At 35.8% G+C, this 19,961-nt stretch carries 16 protein-coding genes; 2 read left to right on the forward strand and 14 right to left on the reverse strand.

Annotated features, from left to right (window positions below; translation table 11 throughout):
* Window positions 1–868 (forward strand): glycoside hydrolase family 30 protein (locus ACEN2H_RS05195; RefSeq protein WP_441731066.1); only part of this gene is annotated, 868 nt, incomplete at its 5' end.
* Window positions 869–934: 66 nt separating this feature from the next.
* Here the strand turns inward: ACEN2H_RS05195 and ACEN2H_RS05200 are convergent.
* The 6 genes from ACEN2H_RS05200 to ACEN2H_RS05225 form a co-directional block, all read right to left on the reverse strand.
* Window positions 935–2,692: a DUF885 domain-containing protein gene (locus tag ACEN2H_RS05200; protein WP_441731068.1), complete on the reverse strand. Its 1,758-nt coding sequence runs from the start codon at window positions 2,690–2,692 to the stop codon at window positions 935–937.
* Window positions 2,693–2,763: 71 nt separating this feature from the next.
* On the reverse strand, window positions 2,764–3,126 hold the full coding sequence (locus tag ACEN2H_RS05205; RefSeq protein WP_441731069.1) for a nuclear transport factor 2 family protein: 363 nt from the start codon (window positions 3,124–3,126) through the stop codon (window positions 2,764–2,766).
* Between the two features lie 78 nt (window positions 3,127–3,204).
* Window positions 3,205–4,113 carry a pseudouridine synthase gene (locus tag ACEN2H_RS05210; protein ID WP_441731071.1) on the reverse strand — a complete coding sequence of 303 codons (909 nt, stop codon included), beginning with the start codon at window positions 4,111–4,113 and terminating at the stop codon, window positions 3,205–3,207.
* A 279-nt stretch (window positions 4,114–4,392) separates the two neighbouring features.
* Complete coding sequence (locus tag ACEN2H_RS05215; protein WP_441731073.1) at window positions 4,393–5,349, reverse strand: geranylgeranylglycerol-phosphate geranylgeranyltransferase; 957 nt, start codon at window positions 5,347–5,349, stop codon at window positions 4,393–4,395.
* Window positions 5,350–5,413: 64 nt separating this feature from the next.
* Complete coding sequence (locus ACEN2H_RS05220; RefSeq protein ID WP_441731075.1) at window positions 5,414–6,352, reverse strand: mevalonate kinase family protein; 939 nt, start codon at window positions 6,350–6,352, stop codon at window positions 5,414–5,416.
* Between the two features lie 60 nt (window positions 6,353–6,412).
* Entirely contained in the window at window positions 6,413–7,519 is a 1,107-nt protein-coding gene (locus ACEN2H_RS05225) for a diphosphomevalonate/mevalonate 3,5-bisphosphate decarboxylase family protein (RefSeq protein WP_441731077.1), read from the reverse strand.
* Window positions 7,520–7,632: 113 nt separating this feature from the next.
* Between ACEN2H_RS05225 and ACEN2H_RS05230 the strand changes: the two genes are divergently transcribed.
* A complete protein-coding gene (locus tag ACEN2H_RS05230; protein ID WP_441731078.1) occupies window positions 7,633–8,109 on the forward strand; it encodes a TspO/MBR family protein in 477 nt (158 codons plus the stop codon).
* Window positions 8,110–8,173: 64 nt separating this feature from the next.
* Here the strand turns inward: ACEN2H_RS05230 and ACEN2H_RS05235 are convergent, their stop codons facing one another.
* The 8 genes from ACEN2H_RS05235 to ACEN2H_RS05270 all read right to left on the reverse strand — a co-directional run bounded on the left by ACEN2H_RS05235 (window position 8,174) and on the right by ACEN2H_RS05270 (window position 19,838).
* Window positions 8,174–9,382 carry an NAD(P)/FAD-dependent oxidoreductase gene (locus ACEN2H_RS05235; RefSeq protein ID WP_441731080.1) on the reverse strand — a complete coding sequence of 403 codons (1,209 nt, stop codon included), beginning with the start codon at window positions 9,380–9,382 and terminating at the stop codon, window positions 8,174–8,176.
* A gap of 28 nt (window positions 9,383–9,410) precedes the next feature.
* A complete protein-coding gene (locus tag ACEN2H_RS05240) occupies window positions 9,411–10,088 on the reverse strand; it encodes a glycerophosphodiester phosphodiesterase (RefSeq protein ID WP_441731082.1) in 678 nt (225 codons plus the stop codon).
* Between the two features lie 140 nt (window positions 10,089–10,228).
* The gene (locus tag ACEN2H_RS05245) at window positions 10,229–11,899 is read right to left on the reverse strand and encodes an alpha-amylase family glycosyl hydrolase (RefSeq protein WP_441731083.1); all 1,671 of its coding nucleotides are present in this window, start codon (window positions 11,897–11,899) and stop codon (window positions 10,229–10,231) included.
* A 56-nt stretch (window positions 11,900–11,955) separates the two neighbouring features.
* Complete coding sequence (locus tag ACEN2H_RS05250; protein WP_441731085.1) at window positions 11,956–13,833, reverse strand: glycoside hydrolase family 13 protein; 1,878 nt, start codon at window positions 13,831–13,833, stop codon at window positions 11,956–11,958.
* A 119-nt stretch (window positions 13,834–13,952) separates the two neighbouring features.
* Window positions 13,953–16,262, reverse strand: a complete 2,310-nt coding sequence (locus ACEN2H_RS05255; RefSeq protein ID WP_441731087.1) for a glycoside hydrolase family 65 protein — start codon at window positions 16,260–16,262, stop codon at window positions 13,953–13,955.
* Window positions 16,263–16,350: 88 nt separating this feature from the next.
* Window positions 16,351–17,007, reverse strand: a complete 657-nt coding sequence (gene pgmB, locus ACEN2H_RS05260) for a beta-phosphoglucomutase (protein WP_441731089.1) — start codon at window positions 17,005–17,007, stop codon at window positions 16,351–16,353.
* Window positions 17,000–18,529, reverse strand: coding sequence for an MFS transporter (locus tag ACEN2H_RS05265; protein ID WP_441731091.1), 1,530 nt, complete (start codon window positions 18,527–18,529; stop codon window positions 17,000–17,002). The genes pgmB and ACEN2H_RS05265 overlap by 8 nt, the downstream gene beginning before the upstream one ends.
* Window positions 18,530–18,812: 283 nt before the next feature.
* Window positions 18,813–19,838, reverse strand: coding sequence for a LacI family DNA-binding transcriptional regulator (locus ACEN2H_RS05270; RefSeq protein ID WP_441731093.1), 1,026 nt, complete (start codon window positions 19,836–19,838; stop codon window positions 18,813–18,815).
* Between the last annotated feature and the right edge of the window lie 123 nt (window positions 19,839–19,961).

Raw genomic sequence — 19,961 nt, forward strand, 5'->3', positions numbered from 1 at the left:
GAAATTGAAACGGGAGTTTGACCAGCCTTGGGCAAATTACTATGCTAAATTTATAAAAGCCTATGAGAAAGAAGGAATTCCTATTTGGGGAATGACGATTCAGAATGAACCAATGGCGACCCAAAGATGGGAGTCCTGTATTTATACTGCAGAAGAGGAAAGAGATTTTCTTAAAGATTACCTAGGTCCCACCATGGAGAAGTCAGGACTAGGGGATAAGAAAATTATCGTTTGGGATCACAACCGTGATTTAATGAATCACAGGGCAAATGTTATTTTTGATGACCCGGAAGCTTCAAAGTATGCATGGGGAATGGGGTTTCATTGGTATGAAAATTGGACCGGAGGAGAGCCTATGTTCGAAAATGTTAAAAAAGTACAAGAAGCATATCCTACAAAAAACTTGATATTCACAGAAGGTTGTGTAGAGAAATTTGATTCGAATAAATATCAGCTTTGGGCAAATGGAGAACGTTACGGTCGATCTATGATCAATGATTTTAGTAATGGTACTGTTGCATGGACAGACTGGAATATTTTGTTAGATCAAAATGGAGGCCCTAACCACGTTGGGAATTTTTGTTTTGCACCCATTCATGCTAATACGGTAACAGGTGAATTAATATATACTCCGTCTTATTATTATATTGGTCATTTCTCAAAATTTATCAGACCGAATGCTAAAAGAATTAGTAGTGTTTCCAGTCGCAGTCAATTAATAACGACTTCATTTGTTAATGAGGATGGGAAAGTAATTACGGTTGTGATGAATCAAAGCGATAAGGAAGCAACATATAATTTATGTGTAGGTAGTGAATCGGCATCGGTCACCATTCTTCCACACGCAATACAAACCTTGGTTTATTGAGTAAAAAAAAGTCTCATTGTTTATACAATGAGACTTTTTGCCGTTCTGTTAGACTAGAAATTGGATCTATTTTTCTCCAATCCAAGCATCTATTTTCTTTTCTAATAAAGCCAATGGCATTCCACCAGATTCCAGTACTTTTTCATGGAATTTTTTGATATCAAATTTAGCTCCCATTTTGTCTAGTGCTCTTTTACGTAGCTCCATTATTTTTAACTGCCCTATTTTGTAAGACAAGGCTTGTCCAGGAATAGCCATATAGCGTTCTATTTCAGTGGTGATTCCAGATTCACTTTCAGCCTCATTTTCCATAGAGTATTTGATAGCTTGCTCTCTCGTCCAGCCTTTACTGTGCAATCCTGTATCGACTACTAATCGTACCGCTCTATGCATTTCGTTTCCTAAATTCCCAAAATACTGATATGGATCTTTATACAAGCCTAATTCTTTTCCTAAACTTTCTGTATATAGGGCCCAACCCTCGCCATATGCGCCAAACCAATTGAATTTTCTGAAATCGGGTAATGAAGTGTTCTCTTGTTGTAAGGAAATTTGAAAGTGATGTCCAGGAATAGCTTCGTGTAAAAATAAATCTTCATCACCGTACATATTGTATTCCTTTACATCTGGGATGGGAACATAAAAAACACCAGGACGGGAACCATCTGCGGTACCTTGCATGTATTCTGCACTCGCAGTTTTTTCTCTAAATGCTTCAGTTCTTCTTATTTCAAATTTTGTTTTGGGCTGTAAAGAGAACAATTTGTCCACATTTGGCTTTATGATACTATGAATTCTTTCAAAATTGGCAATGACTTCTTCTGGTGTTGAGAATGGTTTTAGCTCTGGTTTGTTTCTTACATAATCAAAAAACTCCATCAGAGTTCCTTTAAATCCAACTTGAGTTTTAACTTTCTCCATTTCAGAATGGATTCTAGCCACTTCTTTTAGTCCTAGTTCGTGAATTGCTTCAGGCGTCATTTCAGTAGTCGTCCATTGTTTTACATAAGCGGCATATAGTTCTTTTCCAAAAGCCAAACTTCCTATTCCGCTTGTAGCTCTAGAAGCAGGTAGGTATTCGTTTTCAAGAAAATCAGACATTTTTTTAAATTGGGGTATCAATTTGTTATTGATCTCTGCAGTATATTTTGCCGTCAGGTCTTTTTTTACTTCATCAGAAAATGTAGCAGGCATCAATTTTATAGAAGAATAAAATAAATTATCTTCTATATTTGGAGTTGCCATTTCGGCAAACTGAGGAATCACTTTCTCCGTTAAGGATTTTGGTAATACAGATCCTTTTTCAATTCCCTTTTTCATATAAACTAGAGCCGAATCAATCCAAATGCTGTATTTGTCCATTCTTGTTAAGAAATTGGTGTAATCTTTTTCAGTTTTAAAAGGTTGGCCACTAGTTCCACCTGCGTATTGGCCCATCGTCAGATGAGTTCCCCAAAATTGATGGATAGGCATTAGGTTAGTGGGTTGTTTTAACAATTTTTTTCCAACTTCTATTTCCCATTTTATAATTTTGTAACTGTTTTGTTCTTCTTCAGAAAGTTGTTTTTCGTCTATCGAAGATAATGTAGTTTCATATTTATCAAAAAAGGCAAGCTGCGCTTTTCTGTAGCTATCAGTCATTTCAAACTGCAACTGATCGTTGTATTCATTTTGGCCGTTTTGCGTTGCACCCAAAGGATCAAGCGCATTTTTATCGTCAAAATAACTTTTTGTTATACTAGTGAAATCTTGTTCTTTGGACTTGCAGTTAACTACTAATAAAGAAACAAGGAGGGCAATTAAAATAGAAAATTTTATTTTCATAAGGTTTTGATTTAGTGATGAGTAAATCTACTCTATTATTACAAGTTTTACATTTATTTTTTCCAAAAATATTACCCGTGGTATACTCGAGAAGCAATGATTTTGTTTTCTTTAATATCCAAAACTTCAGCAACAAGCATGTCATCCTCATTATCTACGGTTCTTATGTATTCCATAAAAACGCGGTCCTCATTTGCAGTAAGCGAGGTCACTTTGTATTTTAAACTGGGTAATCGATCAAAAGCATCTTGCCACCATTCGCGCAAAGCCTCTTTGCCGGTTACAAAGCCATTTGTTTCTGGTTTATGTATTTTTAATTTAGGACTAAAATGTGATGCATCCTCATCATATAATGATAATAGCTTTTCTAGCTCTTTATTGTTAAAGGTCTCAAACCATTTAAAAGCGATTGTTTGCAATTTTTCAGCAGTCATAATAGTAATAGGTTTTAAGTAAAAAAATCCCATTTCGCTAATGCGAAAGGGATTTTTATTTTATAATCTCAGCGACTGTTAAACGTTCTTCAAGTTTATAATTTCTTGATCAGTAAGCATTCTCCAGTTTCCTCTAGGTAAATTCTTTTTAGTCAAACCTGCAAAAGCAACTCTGTCAATTCTCAAAACATCATAACTAAAGTGCTCAAAAATAGAACGAACTACTTTCACGTTAGATGATCTTAATTTCAAGCCAATTTCGCTTTTTGCTTCTCCGTCAATATAACTAACGTCTTCAACAAAAACACGGTGACCATCAAGGGTAAGACCTTTGTTTATCTTTTCTAAATCTTCAAATTTCAAATTTTTATCTAACGAAACTTGGTAGATTTTAGATGATTTTTGGCTTGGTAAAGTAAACTTACGGATCATATCAGTGTCGTTTGTAAACAACAATAGACCTGTAGTGTTTTTGTCCATTCTCCCAATAGCTCCAATTTTTGCATTGGTTGATCCACGAACTAATTCCATTACATTACGGTATTCTTGACCTTCATCAAGTGCCGTTGTAAAGTTTTTAGGCTTGTTCAATAAGATATATACTTTTTTCTCTGGAGTCAAAACAGCTCCATCAAAATTCACCACATCTCCTGGTTTCACCATATATCCCATTTCAACAACTGGAATCCCGTTTACTTTTACATTCCCAGATGTGATGTAAATATCCGCGTCACGTCTTGAGCAAGCACCAGAATTGGCGATATATTTATTAAGACGAATTTCATCTTTTACTTTTGGTCTCTTTGGTGCCTGATTTGGTTTTTTCTCCACTTTATCAGTAACAACTTCTGCAACTTTAGTATTTATTTTTACTTTTTTTGGCCCTTGTGCCCTTTTTTGCATCGCAGGTTTTGGCTTGTTCGAGCTAGGTCTAGAACTTGTTGGTCTAGCACCGCTTTTTTTATTATTGCCTTCCTTATTATTCATAATATTCCATAATTTGTGCAAAGATAGTATTTATATAATAGCTAATCGATAATTGAGATTATAAAAACGCTAAGTGTCTAATTAAGAAGCGGATTGATAGGATAGCGATAAAGTTTTTGAGGAGCTATTTCCCGCTATTCGCTGTATCTTTTTTATGGCGAAGAAAAATCGCCTAAAAAAAGGATGCCGCTGCTATCGGGGCTAAAACCTAGGATTCTTTCTGGATTTTGTTGAATGTTAGTATTTTGTTCTCTGAAGTATGGTAAATGAAGTGCCGTTTTAGGCCAGCATCAGCATTCTTTTACCATTCCACAAAACGGATGGGTCGATGAGTACGATACAAAATACTCCAGCGACGATTATGAATTTGAGTATGTTATGTAGCAGAAGGTACTGCTCTTTCTTTTCGGATTTCGATAAATAGAGTAAAAAGAAGATCAATACAATCAAACAAGAATAAAAATAAATATCCATGTAGCCCACGTCATATATATCGATCAAAATGTAAATAGGAAATACCGTTAAAGTAGTTAATCCCGTGATAATCTTTTTAGATAGCTCCTCCCCGTAAAGAATAGGAATAGTTCTGTAACCGCTTGCCAAATCACCCTTTATGTTTTCTAAATCCTTGATCATCTCTCGCACAAGTAGCAGGAGGAAAAGAAAACTGGCATGTGTAAAAATTACGGCAAAGTGGCCTTTGTAATTTTCTATTTCTTCAAATGTCAAGCCGTTGTAGTAATGCAGGAGTATGGCAAAAAATGGAACGACTGCCATTAGTGCAGCCGTTAGATTTCCCACTACAGGGTATTTTTTTATTTTATGGGAGTAAAACCAAATCAGGAATATATAACTTGAAAAAAATAAAAAAGCGCGCCATGAAACAAACATAGCCATTGATGCAACCGTGAAATTTAACGAAAAATAAACCGTCAATTTTGTTTTCTGGCTGACTAAACGATCCAACATGGATTTGTTAGGTCGGTTAATTAAATCCTTTTGGCTGTCGTAAAAATTGTTGATGATATAACCAGATGCAATTGTCAAAGAAGAGGCGAAAACGAGTAAAAACAAATCGAAATCCAATAAAATGTTTAGGGCTCCTTTTTCTGGTGCCAAAATGAAAATGGCTGATAAATACTGCGCTAAAATAATGATTGGAATGTTATAGCCTCTGACTACAGAAAACAAACTCGCAATTTTTAGTATTAATAGTTTGTTTTTTCTGCTTAACATTTGTAAAGTTTAAAGTTTAAAATTGTTTTGTAAAATTGAACTATACAAAAAATATAAGCTTGTTTTAGAATTGGTATACGACTTCTAATTTGTAGTCCTTCAAAGATATTCTGGCACGTTCCATGTCCTCGGTAAAACCTAAAATATAGCCACCACCACCAGAACCACACAATTTTAAATAGTAATCATTAGTGTCAATTCCTTTCTGCCAAATGGCATGAAACTGCTCTGGAATCATCGGTTTAAAATTATTCAAAACTACTTTAGACAATTTTTTAGTGTTCATGAATAAAGACTTCATGTCGCCACCAAGAAAATTTTCAACACAAGCATCGGTATATTTTACAAACTGATTTTTCAGCATGGCACGGAAACCTTTGTCTTTAAGGTTTTCCATAAATATGGTAACCATCGGAGCTGTTTCCCCTACAATTCCGGAGTCTAGCAAGAACACAGCACCTTTTCCGTCCAAAGTTTGATTAGGAATGCCAGTTGCTTCAATATTATCTTTGGAATTGATTAAAATAGGAATGCTTAAATAGCTGTTTAAAGGATCAAGACCAGAACTTTTTCCGTGAAAAAAGCTTTCCATTTGAGAGAATATGTTTTTTAATTGTAAAAGCTTTTCGCGAGTCAGGTTCTCTAGAACCGTAATTTTGTCTTGTGCGTATTTATCATAAATAGCAGCAACTAAAGCCCCGCTACTCCCCACACCATAGCCCTGTGGAATACTAGAATCAAAATACATCCCAGTTTCAACGTCACTTTTTAAAGCTTTTAGGTCGAAGGTAACTAAGTCAAGCTGTTCATTTTGTAAAATTTCTAGATAAATAGCAAAACGCTTCAAACTTGCATTTGATGCAATCGCTTCTGGAGATGGGTCTTCATTTCTTTTCAAAGCACCATTATAAAAATTATAAGGAATCGATAAACCCTTAGAGTCACGTATAATGCCGTATTCTCCAAAAAGTAATATTTTTGAGTAAAATAAAGGTCCTTTCATATAATGTAATTGATCTAGGTTAACGCTTGAAGTAGAAGTGGTTCGTAAATATAATGATAATTAATGTATTGATGTAGCTCCATTTCCTATTTCGTCATAAATGTACTGCCCATTTTGGCAAAAGCCAACTAATTCGTCCTTAATAAATTGTAAAACTGCATCGCTAACATTTTCGGGATATAAAACATGAACATTGGCTCCAGCATCGAGCGTAAAACAAACAGGGATTTTACTCTCATTGCGGAATTTCCAAATCGCATTGATGATCTGTAAGGTGTTTGGTTTCATCAAGATGAAGTAGGGCATTGAGGTCATCATCATCGCATGCAAAGTCAAAGCTTCACTTTCGACTACTTTTATGAACTCCCCTAAATCGCCACTTTCAAAGATGGCAATTAGTTGATCCAAATTTTCATGTGCTTGCGCAAAACGTCTTTCGGCATAAGGATGACTGTGCATCAAATCATGGCCTATGGTACTCGAAACTTGTTTCTCGCCTTTGTCAACTAGCAAGATAGTGTCTTGGAAATTTTTGAAATTAGCATGTATAACATTGGGGAATTCCACTCCAAACAAATCAGAACTACCTTTAATGTTTTCTTGATTTCCCCAAACAACTACTTGTCCTTTTACACTTCTACAAGCGCTGCCTGAACCTAAACGAGCTAGGAAAGAGGCTTTTTTAAAAAAGTATTCCTCTGTCATTTCAGGATTTAGGGCTTTCTCCAAGCTCATGAAATTCATAGCTAAAGCGGCCATTCCTGATGCCGAAGACGCAATTCCCGAACTGTGAGGAAAAGTATTCTCGGTATCTATAGTAAAATGGTAGTCTTTTAGAAAAGGCAAATAGATTTCGATACGCTCTAGGAATTTCTGGATCTTTGGTTTGAAATCTTCTTTTGGCTTCCCCTCGAATAGCAAGTCAAATGAGAAATTAGTATTCGTTACATTTAGTGGAGTCGAAATGTCCTTTTTGGCGAAAGCCAACTTGGTTATGGTTTTGCAATTGTTCAAAGTAAAACTAACTGAAGGGTTTGCCGGAATCTGGTTGTCCTTTTTTCCCCAATATTTAACGAGAGCTATATTACTGGGAGCGCTCCACTGGAAATCGCCACGTTCAATAGAATGAGAATATTGGGTTGGAATAAAGTCTTTTGCTGAAAACATGTGTTTTATAATTTGTGCAAAGATACTTTTTTTGCTTTATCCGTGTATTTGTTTATTTGTTGAATCAGTCTAAAGTTTTTGTTTAATTTTGGGCAAAATTGAAAATTGTCAAAATGAATAGAATCACTAAAATTCTTACTGTTGTTGTAACTTGTCTTGTTGTCGGGTATTTTTCAGGAATGGTTACTCGTTCTGCAATTATTACTTGGTATCCAACCTTGGTAAAACCGAGTTTTAACCCCCCTAATTGGGTTTTTGCGCCAGTATGGAGTACGCTGTATATAATGATTGGGATTGCTGCAGGATTAGTTTGGGACCGAATAGAATCAAATACCGAAGTTGTCAAAAAAGCTTTGGTGGTTTTTGCCATACAATTAGCCTTAAATGCTTTGTGGTCTTATTTGTTCTTTGGGTTGCACAATCCCATGCTGGCAGGCATTGAGATTGTTTTACTATGGTTAATGATACTCGAAACCTATACTCAATTTTATAAAATCAATAAAATTGCGGGTTATTTGTTCCTTCCATACTTGGCTTGGGTTAGTTTTGCAATGGTTTTGAATGCCAGTATCTGGTGGCTGAATAAATAATTGACAGTATTTGTTTTCTGTATTCGACGGTAAGGTTTGCGGGGTAGTAATTATGTTGTAATACTCATATAGCATTCGCCAATATAAACCCGCTCGTCCACGCATTTTGGAAATTAAATCCGCCCGTAATGGCATCAATATTTACAATTTCACCGGCAAAATACAGATTTTCGTGCAATTTGCTTTGCATGGTTTTGAAGTTGATTTCCTTCAGGTTAATTCCGCCGGCGGTTACAAATTCTTCTTTAAAAGTGCTTTTGCCGTTGACTTGGAACGTTCCGTTCGTCAATTGATTGGATAGGTTTTGCAGTTGTGTTTTGGACAGATCGGCCCATTTGGTTTCGGTTTCGATTCCTGAAGCTAACACTAAACTTTCCCATAAACGGTTCGGGAAGTCAAAATGGGATTTTTTGGACACGGCTTTTTTGGCGTGTTCTTGTTTTAGTTCCTTTAGTTTTTTCTCCGCATCTTCAGTGTCAATATCATTCAGCCAATTCACAAATATGGTAAACTGATAGTTTTTGTCATGCAGTATTCTAGCACCCCAAGCGGAAAGTTTCAATACGGCAGGGCCGCTCATTCCCCAGTGCGTAATCAATAAAGGCCCCGTCGATTCTAGTTTGCTGTCTTTTACTTTTACCGTAACCTGTGCTGCCACACCCGGTAGTTCCTTGATTCTGGGATCTTTGATATTGAAGGTAAAAAGGGATGGAACTGGACTGACAACTGCGTGCCCAAAAGTTTGCAGCATTTCCCATATTTTAGGGTTGCTTCCAGTTGCGAGAATTAATTTTTCGGCAATATAATTTTCGTTTTGTGTTTCTATTTTCCAAACACTTTCTTTTTTGAAAATAGATTGCACGCTTTGTCCCGTTAAAACTTTTATCCCTAATTTCTGGGTTGCCACAAGGAAGCAATCGATTATGGTTTGCGATGAATTTGAAACGGGGAACATTCTGCCGTCCTCTTCAATTTTCAGTTCCACGCCGTGTTTTTCAAACCATTCGATGGTGTCGCCAGAAGAAAATTGATGGAAAGGGCCACGCAATTCTTTCTCGCCGCGGGGATAGTATTTAACCAATTCATTAGGTTCAAAACAAGCGTGCGTAACATTGCATCTTCCACCGCCTGAAATGCGAACTTTATTCAATACTTCGGCACCACGTTCTAAGATGGCTACTTTTAGTTTGGGGTTTTTCTCTACTATATTAATGGCTGTAAAAAATCCTGCCGCACCGCCACCTACTATTATTATATCAAAATCTTGATTCATATTGCTATTGTTTTGCTATTCGCAAAATTTATAATCTATCTGGGAAATCAGAGATGATCCCATCTACGTCATACGTTTTTATTCTTTCTATGTCTTCAATTTCATTCACTGTCCAAGGAAATATTTGAAAACCTTCTTCCTGCATACTGGCAGTATTATCTTTGGTTAACAAATGAAAATAGGGATGAATAGATTTTGCCTGGATAACTTTGGCGAAAGCCAAGGCCAGATCCAAATCAGTTTCAGTTAATACGCCTATAGAAATCTCTGGATTCGAAAAAGCTACTTGTTGTAACGCATTCCAATCAAAACTAGAAACCAAAAATTGATTGAATTTCCACTTTTTTTCTAAAACATATTGTTCAATTAATTCCACCACTTTATCGGCAGTTTCGTAGCTCTTTAATTCGATATTAATTGAGCACTTTTGGTCGATCAGATCTAATACTTCTGGTAGAGTTGGAATTTGTTGTTCTTTTTCCATTCGGAAATCTTTCAATTCCTGTAAAGAAAACCAATTTACAAAGCCCGTTCCGTTGGTAGTTCTATCAATGGTTTCATCATGAATAACCATTAACTCATTATCTGAGCTCAAATGAACATCCAATTCAATTTGGTCAACACGCAGCTCAATTGCTTTTTGAAAACCTAGTAAAGTATTCTCTGGTTCGTAACCTCTTGCTCCACGATGACCAATTTTTAGCATTGGATTGATTTTTTACAAAGGTAGCTAAAATAAAAACGCCTTTATTTCTAAAGACGTTTTGGTATTTTTTATTTAAACATTGAAAATATTGACCACTCAGTACCTAAAAATTAAAAAGTAGTCTGTTTTTCCGGTTTTTGCTACCTTTCCTTTTGAGAGTATTCCAATAATACAATGTCAAAATCCGTCTCGATACTTATTTTCTCATTTGAAACGGTAGTTTCTTTTCCGGAATAGGCATCTTTTAATTTTGTGCCCTCAGCAAATATAGTTCCAACTGAAAGTTCTTTTTTGCCTATTGGTAAATCCAATCCTATAACTACTTGGTCTGCGAAACTTCCTTTAGAGAAAGTCCTTGAAAAAGTATAGGGTTGGGCGGTGATTTCTTTGTGAATTCCCGCTCCGATAGAGGGATGGTCTCTCCTGAATTGTCCCAGTTTTTGCCAATGTAAAAGAGCCTTTTGTGTAGATGGATTCGACTGAATATCTTCCCAATTCATAAAAGAACGCAAAGTAGCATCGCCTTCGGTTCCTTCAACAATTAAAGAGCGAGCTGATTCGTCGCCGTAAAATACTTGCGCCAGACCTGGAGAAAGTAATAATTTTGTCGCTGTTTCTTTGTTTTTAGTTCTTGCTGCGTCAAATGGACCGCCGTCATCATGAGAAGACAAATAGTTTAAAACACTTGATCCTTTTAATTCTTCATTCAATATTTTAGAATATTTAGAGAAGATGAATTCATAGTCTTTTTTCGCATCCCATTTGAATTCGAAGTTGATCATATTGTTAAAACCATTGTCATAATAGTTTACTTTTTTGTCTCCAAAATCAAAATATTTGCCTGCACTGATGCTGTAATTATACACTTCGGCAATAGTGTAAAAGGGATTGTTGTCGAATACTTGACTTGGATTATTTTTTTTCCAATTGGCAAAAGCATAATCGCATTGAGTTTTAAAATCGGCCCAAACCGAAGCTTCTGTATGTTTTACGGTATCGGCTCTATAACCATCAATTCCATATTCCGTAATATAATCTGTCAACCATTTGATGATGTAATTTTTTGGCGTTCTAGCATAGCCAGTTCTTTCAAAAAAAGCGTCTAGTGAAGCCACTTCTTTTTCGTAACGACCTTCTTTCTTCCATTTTTTGATTAAAAAAGGCGGAAGCGACACTTCTTGGGCACTCTCCGTTTTTATATCTGGTAGGTTTTTTACCAAGGTACAAGCCGTCGTGGTTTCAAATGATTTATAGTCACATTGTGGTCCTGTTCTTACCCAGTCTGAAGGCCATACAGTATCAGCAGCTGTGACTGGTCCTGTATGGTTAATTACGCCGTCAAGAATGATGCGGATGCCATGAGCATGTGCTTTTTTAACCAAGGCGGCTAAGTCTTCTTTTGTTCCAAAATTAGGGTCTAATGCCGTCCAGTCTCTAGCCCAATAACCATGAAAAGCATAGCTTAATCCAGTTCCTTCATCAACTGCGTCATGTATTTGTTCCACTATTGGTGTAAACCAAATAGCATTGATTCCTAATTTATCAAAATAGCCTTCATCGATTTTTTTAGAAATTCCTATGATATCGCCACCTTCAAAACCACGAAGTTTTCCGGTCTTTTTGTTTCTGTCAAAGTTTAAATCATTTGATGGATCTCCGTTATTGAAACGGTCTGTCATTAGGAAGTAAACGCTGGCTGCTTCCCAAACGAAAGGGGTTTTTGTTTTTTTATTGGTAATTGTTTTTGTACCAGAACAACTTACAAAGAAGACCATTGTTAGTAGTAAAAAAAAGGCTGAAATTTTTTTCATGTTTTTATTTAAAAAGTGAAAAGTAGGCGATTTATTGGGATGTTAAGAATCTAGAACTATTTTAACTCTAATATCAAAACTGATTTACTATCAATAGCGATTTCAGTAGATATATCATACGAATTGTCAGTCAAAATATCTTTCCCGTTTTGGTAGTTTTTTATATTTTCTTGAAAACGATTTGTTTTTATAGTTTGGTGGTCATGACTATTATTGATAAGTACCATTACCGTTTTTTCGGCAGTATATCTAAAATAAACATATACATTGTTTTCAGGGATGTAATGAGTCATTTTTCCAAAATGAACTGCTTCATTGGTTTTCCTCCAATTGAATAATTTTGAAGTGAAATCAAAATATTCGTTTTGCAATTCTGTTCGGCCTTCTTTTATAAAGGCATTGTTTTGGTCACCAAGCCAACCTCCGGGGAAATCTTGGCGAATATCAGCATCTCCTTTGTCTTTGTCTCCACTCATTCCAATTTCGCTACCGTAATACAATTGAGGAATCCCTCTCACAGTAGCAATCAAAGCCATTGTCATCTGATATTTTTTGAAATCATTTTTATAGACTTCATTGATGCGGTTTGTGTCATGGTTTTCAGCAAAAACCAAAATATTATTTGGATTCGGATACAAAAAGTCATTGGAGAAATTATCGTAAATTTTTACCATTCCCGTGTCCCAACTTCCGTCATCTTCATTGAAAACGGTCCCTAATGCATCATGCAAAGTGAAATCCATTACCGTTGGGAGGTTTGAATTGTAATTTTGTATCCCGCCAATTTTACTGTCTTTTTGCCAATAGGCCATTTGTGCTTGGTTGTGCATCCAGATTTCCCCTGCAATGTTGAAATTTGGATATTCATCAGTAATCGATTTTGTCCAAGCCGCTATTCCTTCGGGGTCTGAATAGTTATAAGTGTCTACTCTAAAACCATCTAAATCTGCATACTCAATCCACCAAATGGCATTTTGTTTTAAATAGTTTAAAACTAACGGGTTTTTCTGGTTTAAATCAGGCATCGTAGATACAAACCAACCATCAAGACAAATGTCTCTGTCAATTTTTGATGCATTGATGTCATTGATAGTTGATCTTTTATGATTGGTTTGTGTAAAATTTTCGAATTGGTGAATCCAGTCATTAGTAGGTAGGTCTTTCATCATCCAATGTTCAATTCCCCAGTGATTAGTTACATAATCCATAACTAATTTCATGTCTTTTTTATGAAGTTCTGAAGCTAGTCTTTTATAATCTTCGTTAGTTCCATAACGGGGATCTATTTTATACACATCAGATTGCGCATAAGTATGGTAGGAAAATGCTTTGTCATTGTCTTCGGAAAGTGGCGTGCTCCAAATGGCAGTTGCTCCCAAGGAAGAAATATAATCTAGATTTTTTATAATTCCTTCTATGTCGCCACCGTGTCGCCCTCCAGGTAAATTCCTGTCTGATTTTTCTTGGGTGTCTCTACTGCTATCATTTTTTGGATTACCATTAGCAAAACGGTCTGGCATAATGAGGTATATCATATCCGAAGCATCAAAACCTTTGCGTTGTGCTGAATTTTGTCGTCTTTGTTTTAGAGTGTATTTTTGTGTAAAAGCTACTTTGTCATCTTTTTTAAATAGAAAATCAATCGTAGTTGCTTCGGTGCCCTCGGTGTTGAAGGTGACGAAAAGATAGTTTGGATTTTCTGTTCTTTTAATATCAGTTATCGCAATTGAATTTGTTGTTGCAACTTGATATTGTGCAATGTCTTTACCATAGAACATAATTTGCACTTCGGGATTATGCATTCCTGCAAACCAAAAGGGAGGTTCGATTTTGTCTATTTGGGCGTTTATGGTTAGAGACATAAAAAAAAGTAATAAGGTTATTCTTTTTAGGAAGTCTGTCTTTTTGATTAGTACGGAGTCAAATTTATTCATAAATAGGCACATTTTGATTATCATTGATTTATTTTAATAAACAATCCCAATCAAATTGGGATTGTTTGGTGGCTTTCTGGGCCTTGCAAAGAAGGAATTATCTACAAGTTCTTTACAATTTAATTTAGGGTAACTTTATTATCTGGAAATACCACAACACTTTTGTCATTTACTATAAGTGTTAATTCTTGGGTTCCGTCTACAGAAAAAGTAGTTCCGTCATGATTGATGTCTACTTTTAAAATCTGCCCTCTAAAATTGATTTTAAAGGAATACGCTTTCCATTCCTTGGGAATTTTTGGAGAGAAGTGTAGTTTGTTATTTTTTACACGCATTCCACCAAAGCCTTCAACGATACTCATCCATGTTCCAGCCATAGAGGTAATATGGCAACCTTCTTCGACTTCTTTATTGTAGTCATCGAGATCTAAACGGGATGTTCTCAGGTAAAAAGTATATGCCATGTCCATTTTGTCTAGCGCAGCTGCTTGAATAGAATGTACGCATGGGGAAAGTGAACTTTCATGAACCGTAAAGGATTCGTAAAATTCAAAATTACGTTTCAATTCTTCTTTGGAGAAATGCTCTTCAAAGAAATAGAAACACTGCAATACATCTGCTTGTTTGATATATGGAGAACGTAAAACTCTGTCCCAAGACCATTTTTGGTTAATTGGTCTTTGCGAAGGATCTAAATCTTTTACGGGAACTAAATCTTTATCTAAGAAGCCATCTTGCTGTAAATAAATACCTAGTTCTTCCGATTTGGCGAAGTACATATTGTCTGCCACTTTTTTCCATTCTTGAAGTTCGGCATCTGCTAGTTTTACTTTCTCAATGATGCGTTTATGGTCTGCAGGGTACTCCAGCGATACTTTCTGAATTTGTTCATATGCATAATCAATACACCATTTTGCAATGTAATTGGTGTAGAAATTATTATTGATATTGTTCTCATATTCATTGGGCCCTGTAACCCCAAGAATAACATATTGATTTTTGTCTTTGGAGAAGTTGGCTCTTTGGTGCCAAAAGCGTGCAATTCCAATTAAAACTTCTAATCCTTTTTCAGGAATATAAGAGTAGTCGCCTGTAAAACGGTGGTAATTGAAGATTGCAAAAGCAATGGCGCCATTTCTGTGAATTTCTTCGTGGGTAATTTCCCATTCGTTATGGCATTCTTCACCATTCATAGTGACCATTGGGTAGAGCGCTGCTCCGTCTTTGAAGCCTAGGTTTTTCTCGGCGTTCTCTATGGCTTTGTCCAAGTGATTGTAACGATAGGTCAATAAGTTTCGTGCCACTTCCTGATCTTTGGTAGCCATGTAAAACGGGATGCAATAGGCTTCGGTATCCCAGTAAGTGGAACCTCCATATTTTTCACCGGTAAAGCCTTTTGGTCCAATGTTTAAGCGGCTGTCCTTCCCAAGGTAAGTTTGGTTTAGTTGAAAAATATTGAAGCGTATTCCTTGCTGTGCTTTTACGTCACCATCGATCGTTATGTCTGACATTTCCCAGATTTTTGCCCATGCATCAATCTGATCTTGTAGCAATTGACCGTATCCTTTTGTCAGCGCTAATTGGATTGCTTTTTCGGCAGCCGTCAGCGTATTGTTATGGTTTAAAGAAACGGTATATCCACCTATTTTCTGAATAGATGATTTTTGCCCTTGTGCTACAATCACATCATAACGGCTTTGAATTTTATCCGTGCTTGTGTCAAAGTTAGCTGGGGAAAGATTTAAGTTTCGGCCATTTTCTAAAATGCTGTTTTGCATAAAAGTAGTGACTTTAAAATGAGTCTTAAAAGTTTGTGCTGTAACAAAAGCTTCATTACCGGTATGTTTTACTTCAAGTGGTTCCCAGAATTTTTCGTCCCAGTTGGCATCTTCGTTAGTAACGCCAGCATCAATATAAGGCTTGTATACTATTTTAGCATCCTTGTTTAAAGGGGTGATTTCATAATTAATGATTCCAACTTCATCTAAAGTTATCGAAAGGAAACGGGTTATATTAACATCTATTTCAGTTCCGTTTTTTAGTTTTGCTTCAAATGAACGGTTGTACCAGCCTTCTTTCATGTTTAATTCACGGCGAAAATGGCGTACCTCGGTACAAGTATTTAGATCTAAAATTTCTCCGTTTATTTCAATGTCAATTCCAATCCAGTTTGGTGCATTTAAAACTTTTGCGAAATATTCAGGGTATCCATTTTTCCACCAACCCACTTTTGTTTTATCTGGGTAGTAGATTCCTGCAATATAACTTCCTTGAAAAGTTTTTCCGGTGTAACTTTCTTCAAAATTGGCACGTTGTCCCATAGCGCCGTTTCCAATACTAAAAAGACTTTCAGATGACTTTACACTTTCTGCATCAAATCCCTCTTCGATGATGGACCAATTGTCTGGTTTTATATAATCTTGGTTCATTCTTTTCTTTTTTTTAAAGTTTAAAAAGTTTAAGGTTTAGAAGTTGATGACAGTTTCTACAACCTCTTGATTCTCTTTTCTTTTTATTCTATCTATTTATTAATCCTTCAATGAAACTCATATCTATATGGGTAAAATCTGAATAAATATATTTTGCTTCATACAGTGTTGTTTCTTCGCCTATTCCAATGCTTGTCATGTTTCCAATATTAGCTGCTTGTACTCCTGCAACTGAATCTTCAAAAACAATAGCGTCTTCTGGTTTTGCTCCCAATAATTTGGCAGCAATTAGGAAAACTTCAGGATCTGGTTTTGCATTGGTAACATCATTTCCATCAACGATAACGTCGAAATATTGCATAATGCCTGTTTTTTCCAAAATAGGTCTAGCATTTTTACTTGCTGAACCCAAGGCTATAGCTTGGTTTTTCTCTTTCAAAAATTTCAACATACCGATAACTCCTGGTAAAACTTCGCTTTGGTCCATATCCACCAAATAGGATAGGTATTCTGCGTTTTTTTGAACTAGCCATCTGTTTTTGTCTTCTTGCGAAGCTTCTACTTTTCCTAATTCTAAAATGATATCAAGAGAGCGCACGCGGCTTACTCCTTTTAAAAGTTCGTTGTGTTCAAGTGTGAAATTTATGTTTAATTCAGCTGCTATTTTTTGCCAAGCTAAATAATGGTATCTGGCGGTATCTACGATTACTCCGTCAAGGTCGAAGATGAATGCTTTCTTATTCATTTATTGTAATTTTTGTTTCGTCATTAATGGTAAGAGCTATAATTCCGGCTAGGATCATTGATGCTCCACCAATCAAAAGTGCATAGATGGGTTCGTTGTCAAAAAATTTAGAAACTAAAAATCCTAAAATGGATGCAGCAACTAATTGCGGGATTACGATGAAGAAGTTGAAAACTCCCATGTAATATCCCATTTTGTTAGATGGCAGTGAGCCAGATAACATGGCGTAGGGTATTGATAATATACTTGCCCAAGCAATTCCAACACCAATCATGGGAAGCCATTCCATAGTGAATGCCGTGGGTTCAGTAATAAAATAAACAGATATAAGTCCAAGTCCTCCGCAGACAAGTGCGACAAAATGAGTGAATTTTCGACTCGTATATTTTGCTAATAATGGCAATAGAAAAGAGGCGATTGCAGCAATTAAATTATAATTAGCAAACATTTCACCTACTTGATTCGCACCCGTATTGTAAGCTTCAGATGTTGTGTCCGTTGTGCCATAAATGTGTTGTGTAACGGCTAACGTAGTGTAAATCCACATGGAGAAAAGCGCAAACCAAGAGAAGAATTGTACCCAAGCCAATTGTTTCATGATTTTTGGCATGAACTGAAAATCATTCATAATGGTTACGAATCCATTTTCGGTATTATTTGCTTTTTGCATTAATCCGGAAGCCAGCATTGCTAATCCACCCAATCCAATTAATCCAATTGATAGAACATATAAGTCTTTCTTTAGATCAAAATTATAGATGACAAACGAGAATAGAGTACTTATAATTAGAAATAGTATTCCTTTATTTAAATGCGATTTTCCATTTGATGCAAACCAATCTGAAGAATGTTCTTCTTTTGTAAAAGTGGTTTCCTTGTGCTTTTCAAAAGCAGCTAATTCTTCTGGCAAATATTCTTTAGAAGTTATAACGGTCCAAAGTACAGTTATGATAAATACAATTCCACCAAAATAGAAGGAGTATTTCACTGAATCAGGAATTATACCAAGCGGGGCTGTATTATCAACACCTAAATGGGTAAAAATCAAAGGCAGTTTTGATGCGAAGTAAGCACCAATACCAATGAAAAAACTTTGCATAGCGAACCCCATTGTACGTTGCTTTTCTGGAAGATTGTCTCCAACAAAAGCACGAAACGGTTCCATAGAAACATTGATAGAAGCATCCATAATCCACAACATTCCTGCTGCAAACCAAAGTGCTGGGGAATTAGGCATGATAAATAAAGCTGCCGAAGCTAAAATGGCACCTGCTAAAAAATAGGGTTTTCTTCGGCCTAATTTTGTCCAGGTTCTATCTGAAAAATAACCAATAATTGGTTGGATAATTAAGCCAGTCATAGGAGCGGCAACCCATAAAATAGGGATGTCATCAATGTTAGCACCTAAAGTTTGAAATATTCTGCTCACATTCGAATTTTGCAACGCAAAACCCATTTGAATTCCCAGAAACCCGAAACTCATGTTCCAAATTTGCCAGAAACTTAATTTACGCTTTTCCATTATCGTAGATTAAAAAATTAATACGATAAGCGCTATGCTTATCAAAACTTATCTTATTTTCGAAGTAAAAGTAAAAGTTTTGAGAAAGTAAATATAATTTTTTTTTTTACATTTTAGATTTTTGGAAACAAATAATGGAAAATATTTTTAACTACAAGGTTGTAGTATTGAAATAAGTATGTTTTTTGTAGGATATGGTGTTTAGGTTAGTGAGGAAAAATTATTTGTTTTAAGTTTTAAATTGCCACCCACAAATTGATACTGATCACTATTTAGTCATGAATCAATTTGTGGACTCCCTTTGTATTAGATGAGTTTCAATAACTTCTGTTTTATAATTTTCGTCCTCATCGTCTTCCTGTTCCGCCTCTAATCTGTCAATTAACATTTTTGCCGCTTTATTTCCCATTTTTGTTCCGCTTTGACTAACGGTGGTAATTGTTGGTGTGGAATATTTTGAAATAATTCCGTCGGTGAAAGCGATTACTGCTAGGTCTTTAGGCACATTTAATCCTATTTTGGCAGCGGTTTTAATTATAGTTACTGCAAAAAGTTCATTTACTGCAAAAACAGCATCAATAGCTTTGTCTTCCAGTAATTTACCAATTATTATTTCACAAGTATCAACATCCTCGATTTTGATAATTAGATTTTCGTTGAAAGGAAGGTTGTTGTCTAATATTGCTTTAGTATATCCATCCGTGCGGAGTTTGCCTACACTTACATAATCAACAGTCGTAACAAGGGCGATTTTCTTCTTTCCTTTGTCTATTAGGCTTTGCACTGCTTCATAGGCGGCCTGTTTGTCATCAATAATCACTTTGTCGCAAAAGATTTCATTAGTTACTCTGTCAAACATAACGACAGGCATTCCTTGGTCTATTACTTCTGTAATGTGATGGAAGTCTCCTTTCTGCTGTGTTTCTTTTGATAACGACATGATGAACCCGTCAATGCTACCATTCGCCAGCATTTCCATATTAAGAACCTCTTTGTCAAACGAATCGTCTGATAGGCAAATAATCACACTGTATCCGTTTTCATTAGCGACCTGCTCTACGCCGTTGATCACAGTAGAGAAAAAGTGATGCACAATTTCTGGGATAATGATTCCTATTGTTTTTGTTTTTCGATTCTTTAAGCTAAGGGCAATATTGTTGGGTCTGTAATGATAAAATTTGGCAAATGCCTGAACTTTTAGCCTTGTTTCTTCTCCTATTTCTGGACTATTTCGGAGAGATTTAGATACTGTTGAAATGGAAACATCAAGTTCTTTTGCGATTTGTTTGAGCGTTACTTTCCTTTTCATAATTGTGGGTATTGCTAATTTTATTATTCGCAATAAAGATAGGTTTTGTTTTTATTAATGGCAATTTAACCCAGAAATATGTAGATAAACGAGAAAGTTTTCAACACTATTACGTTTTCGTAA

The sequence above is a fragment of the Flavobacterium sp. W22_SRS_FP1 genome (assembly GCF_052113685.1).
In the GTDB taxonomy this organism is placed as follows: domain Bacteria; phylum Bacteroidota; class Bacteroidia; order Flavobacteriales; family Flavobacteriaceae; genus Flavobacterium.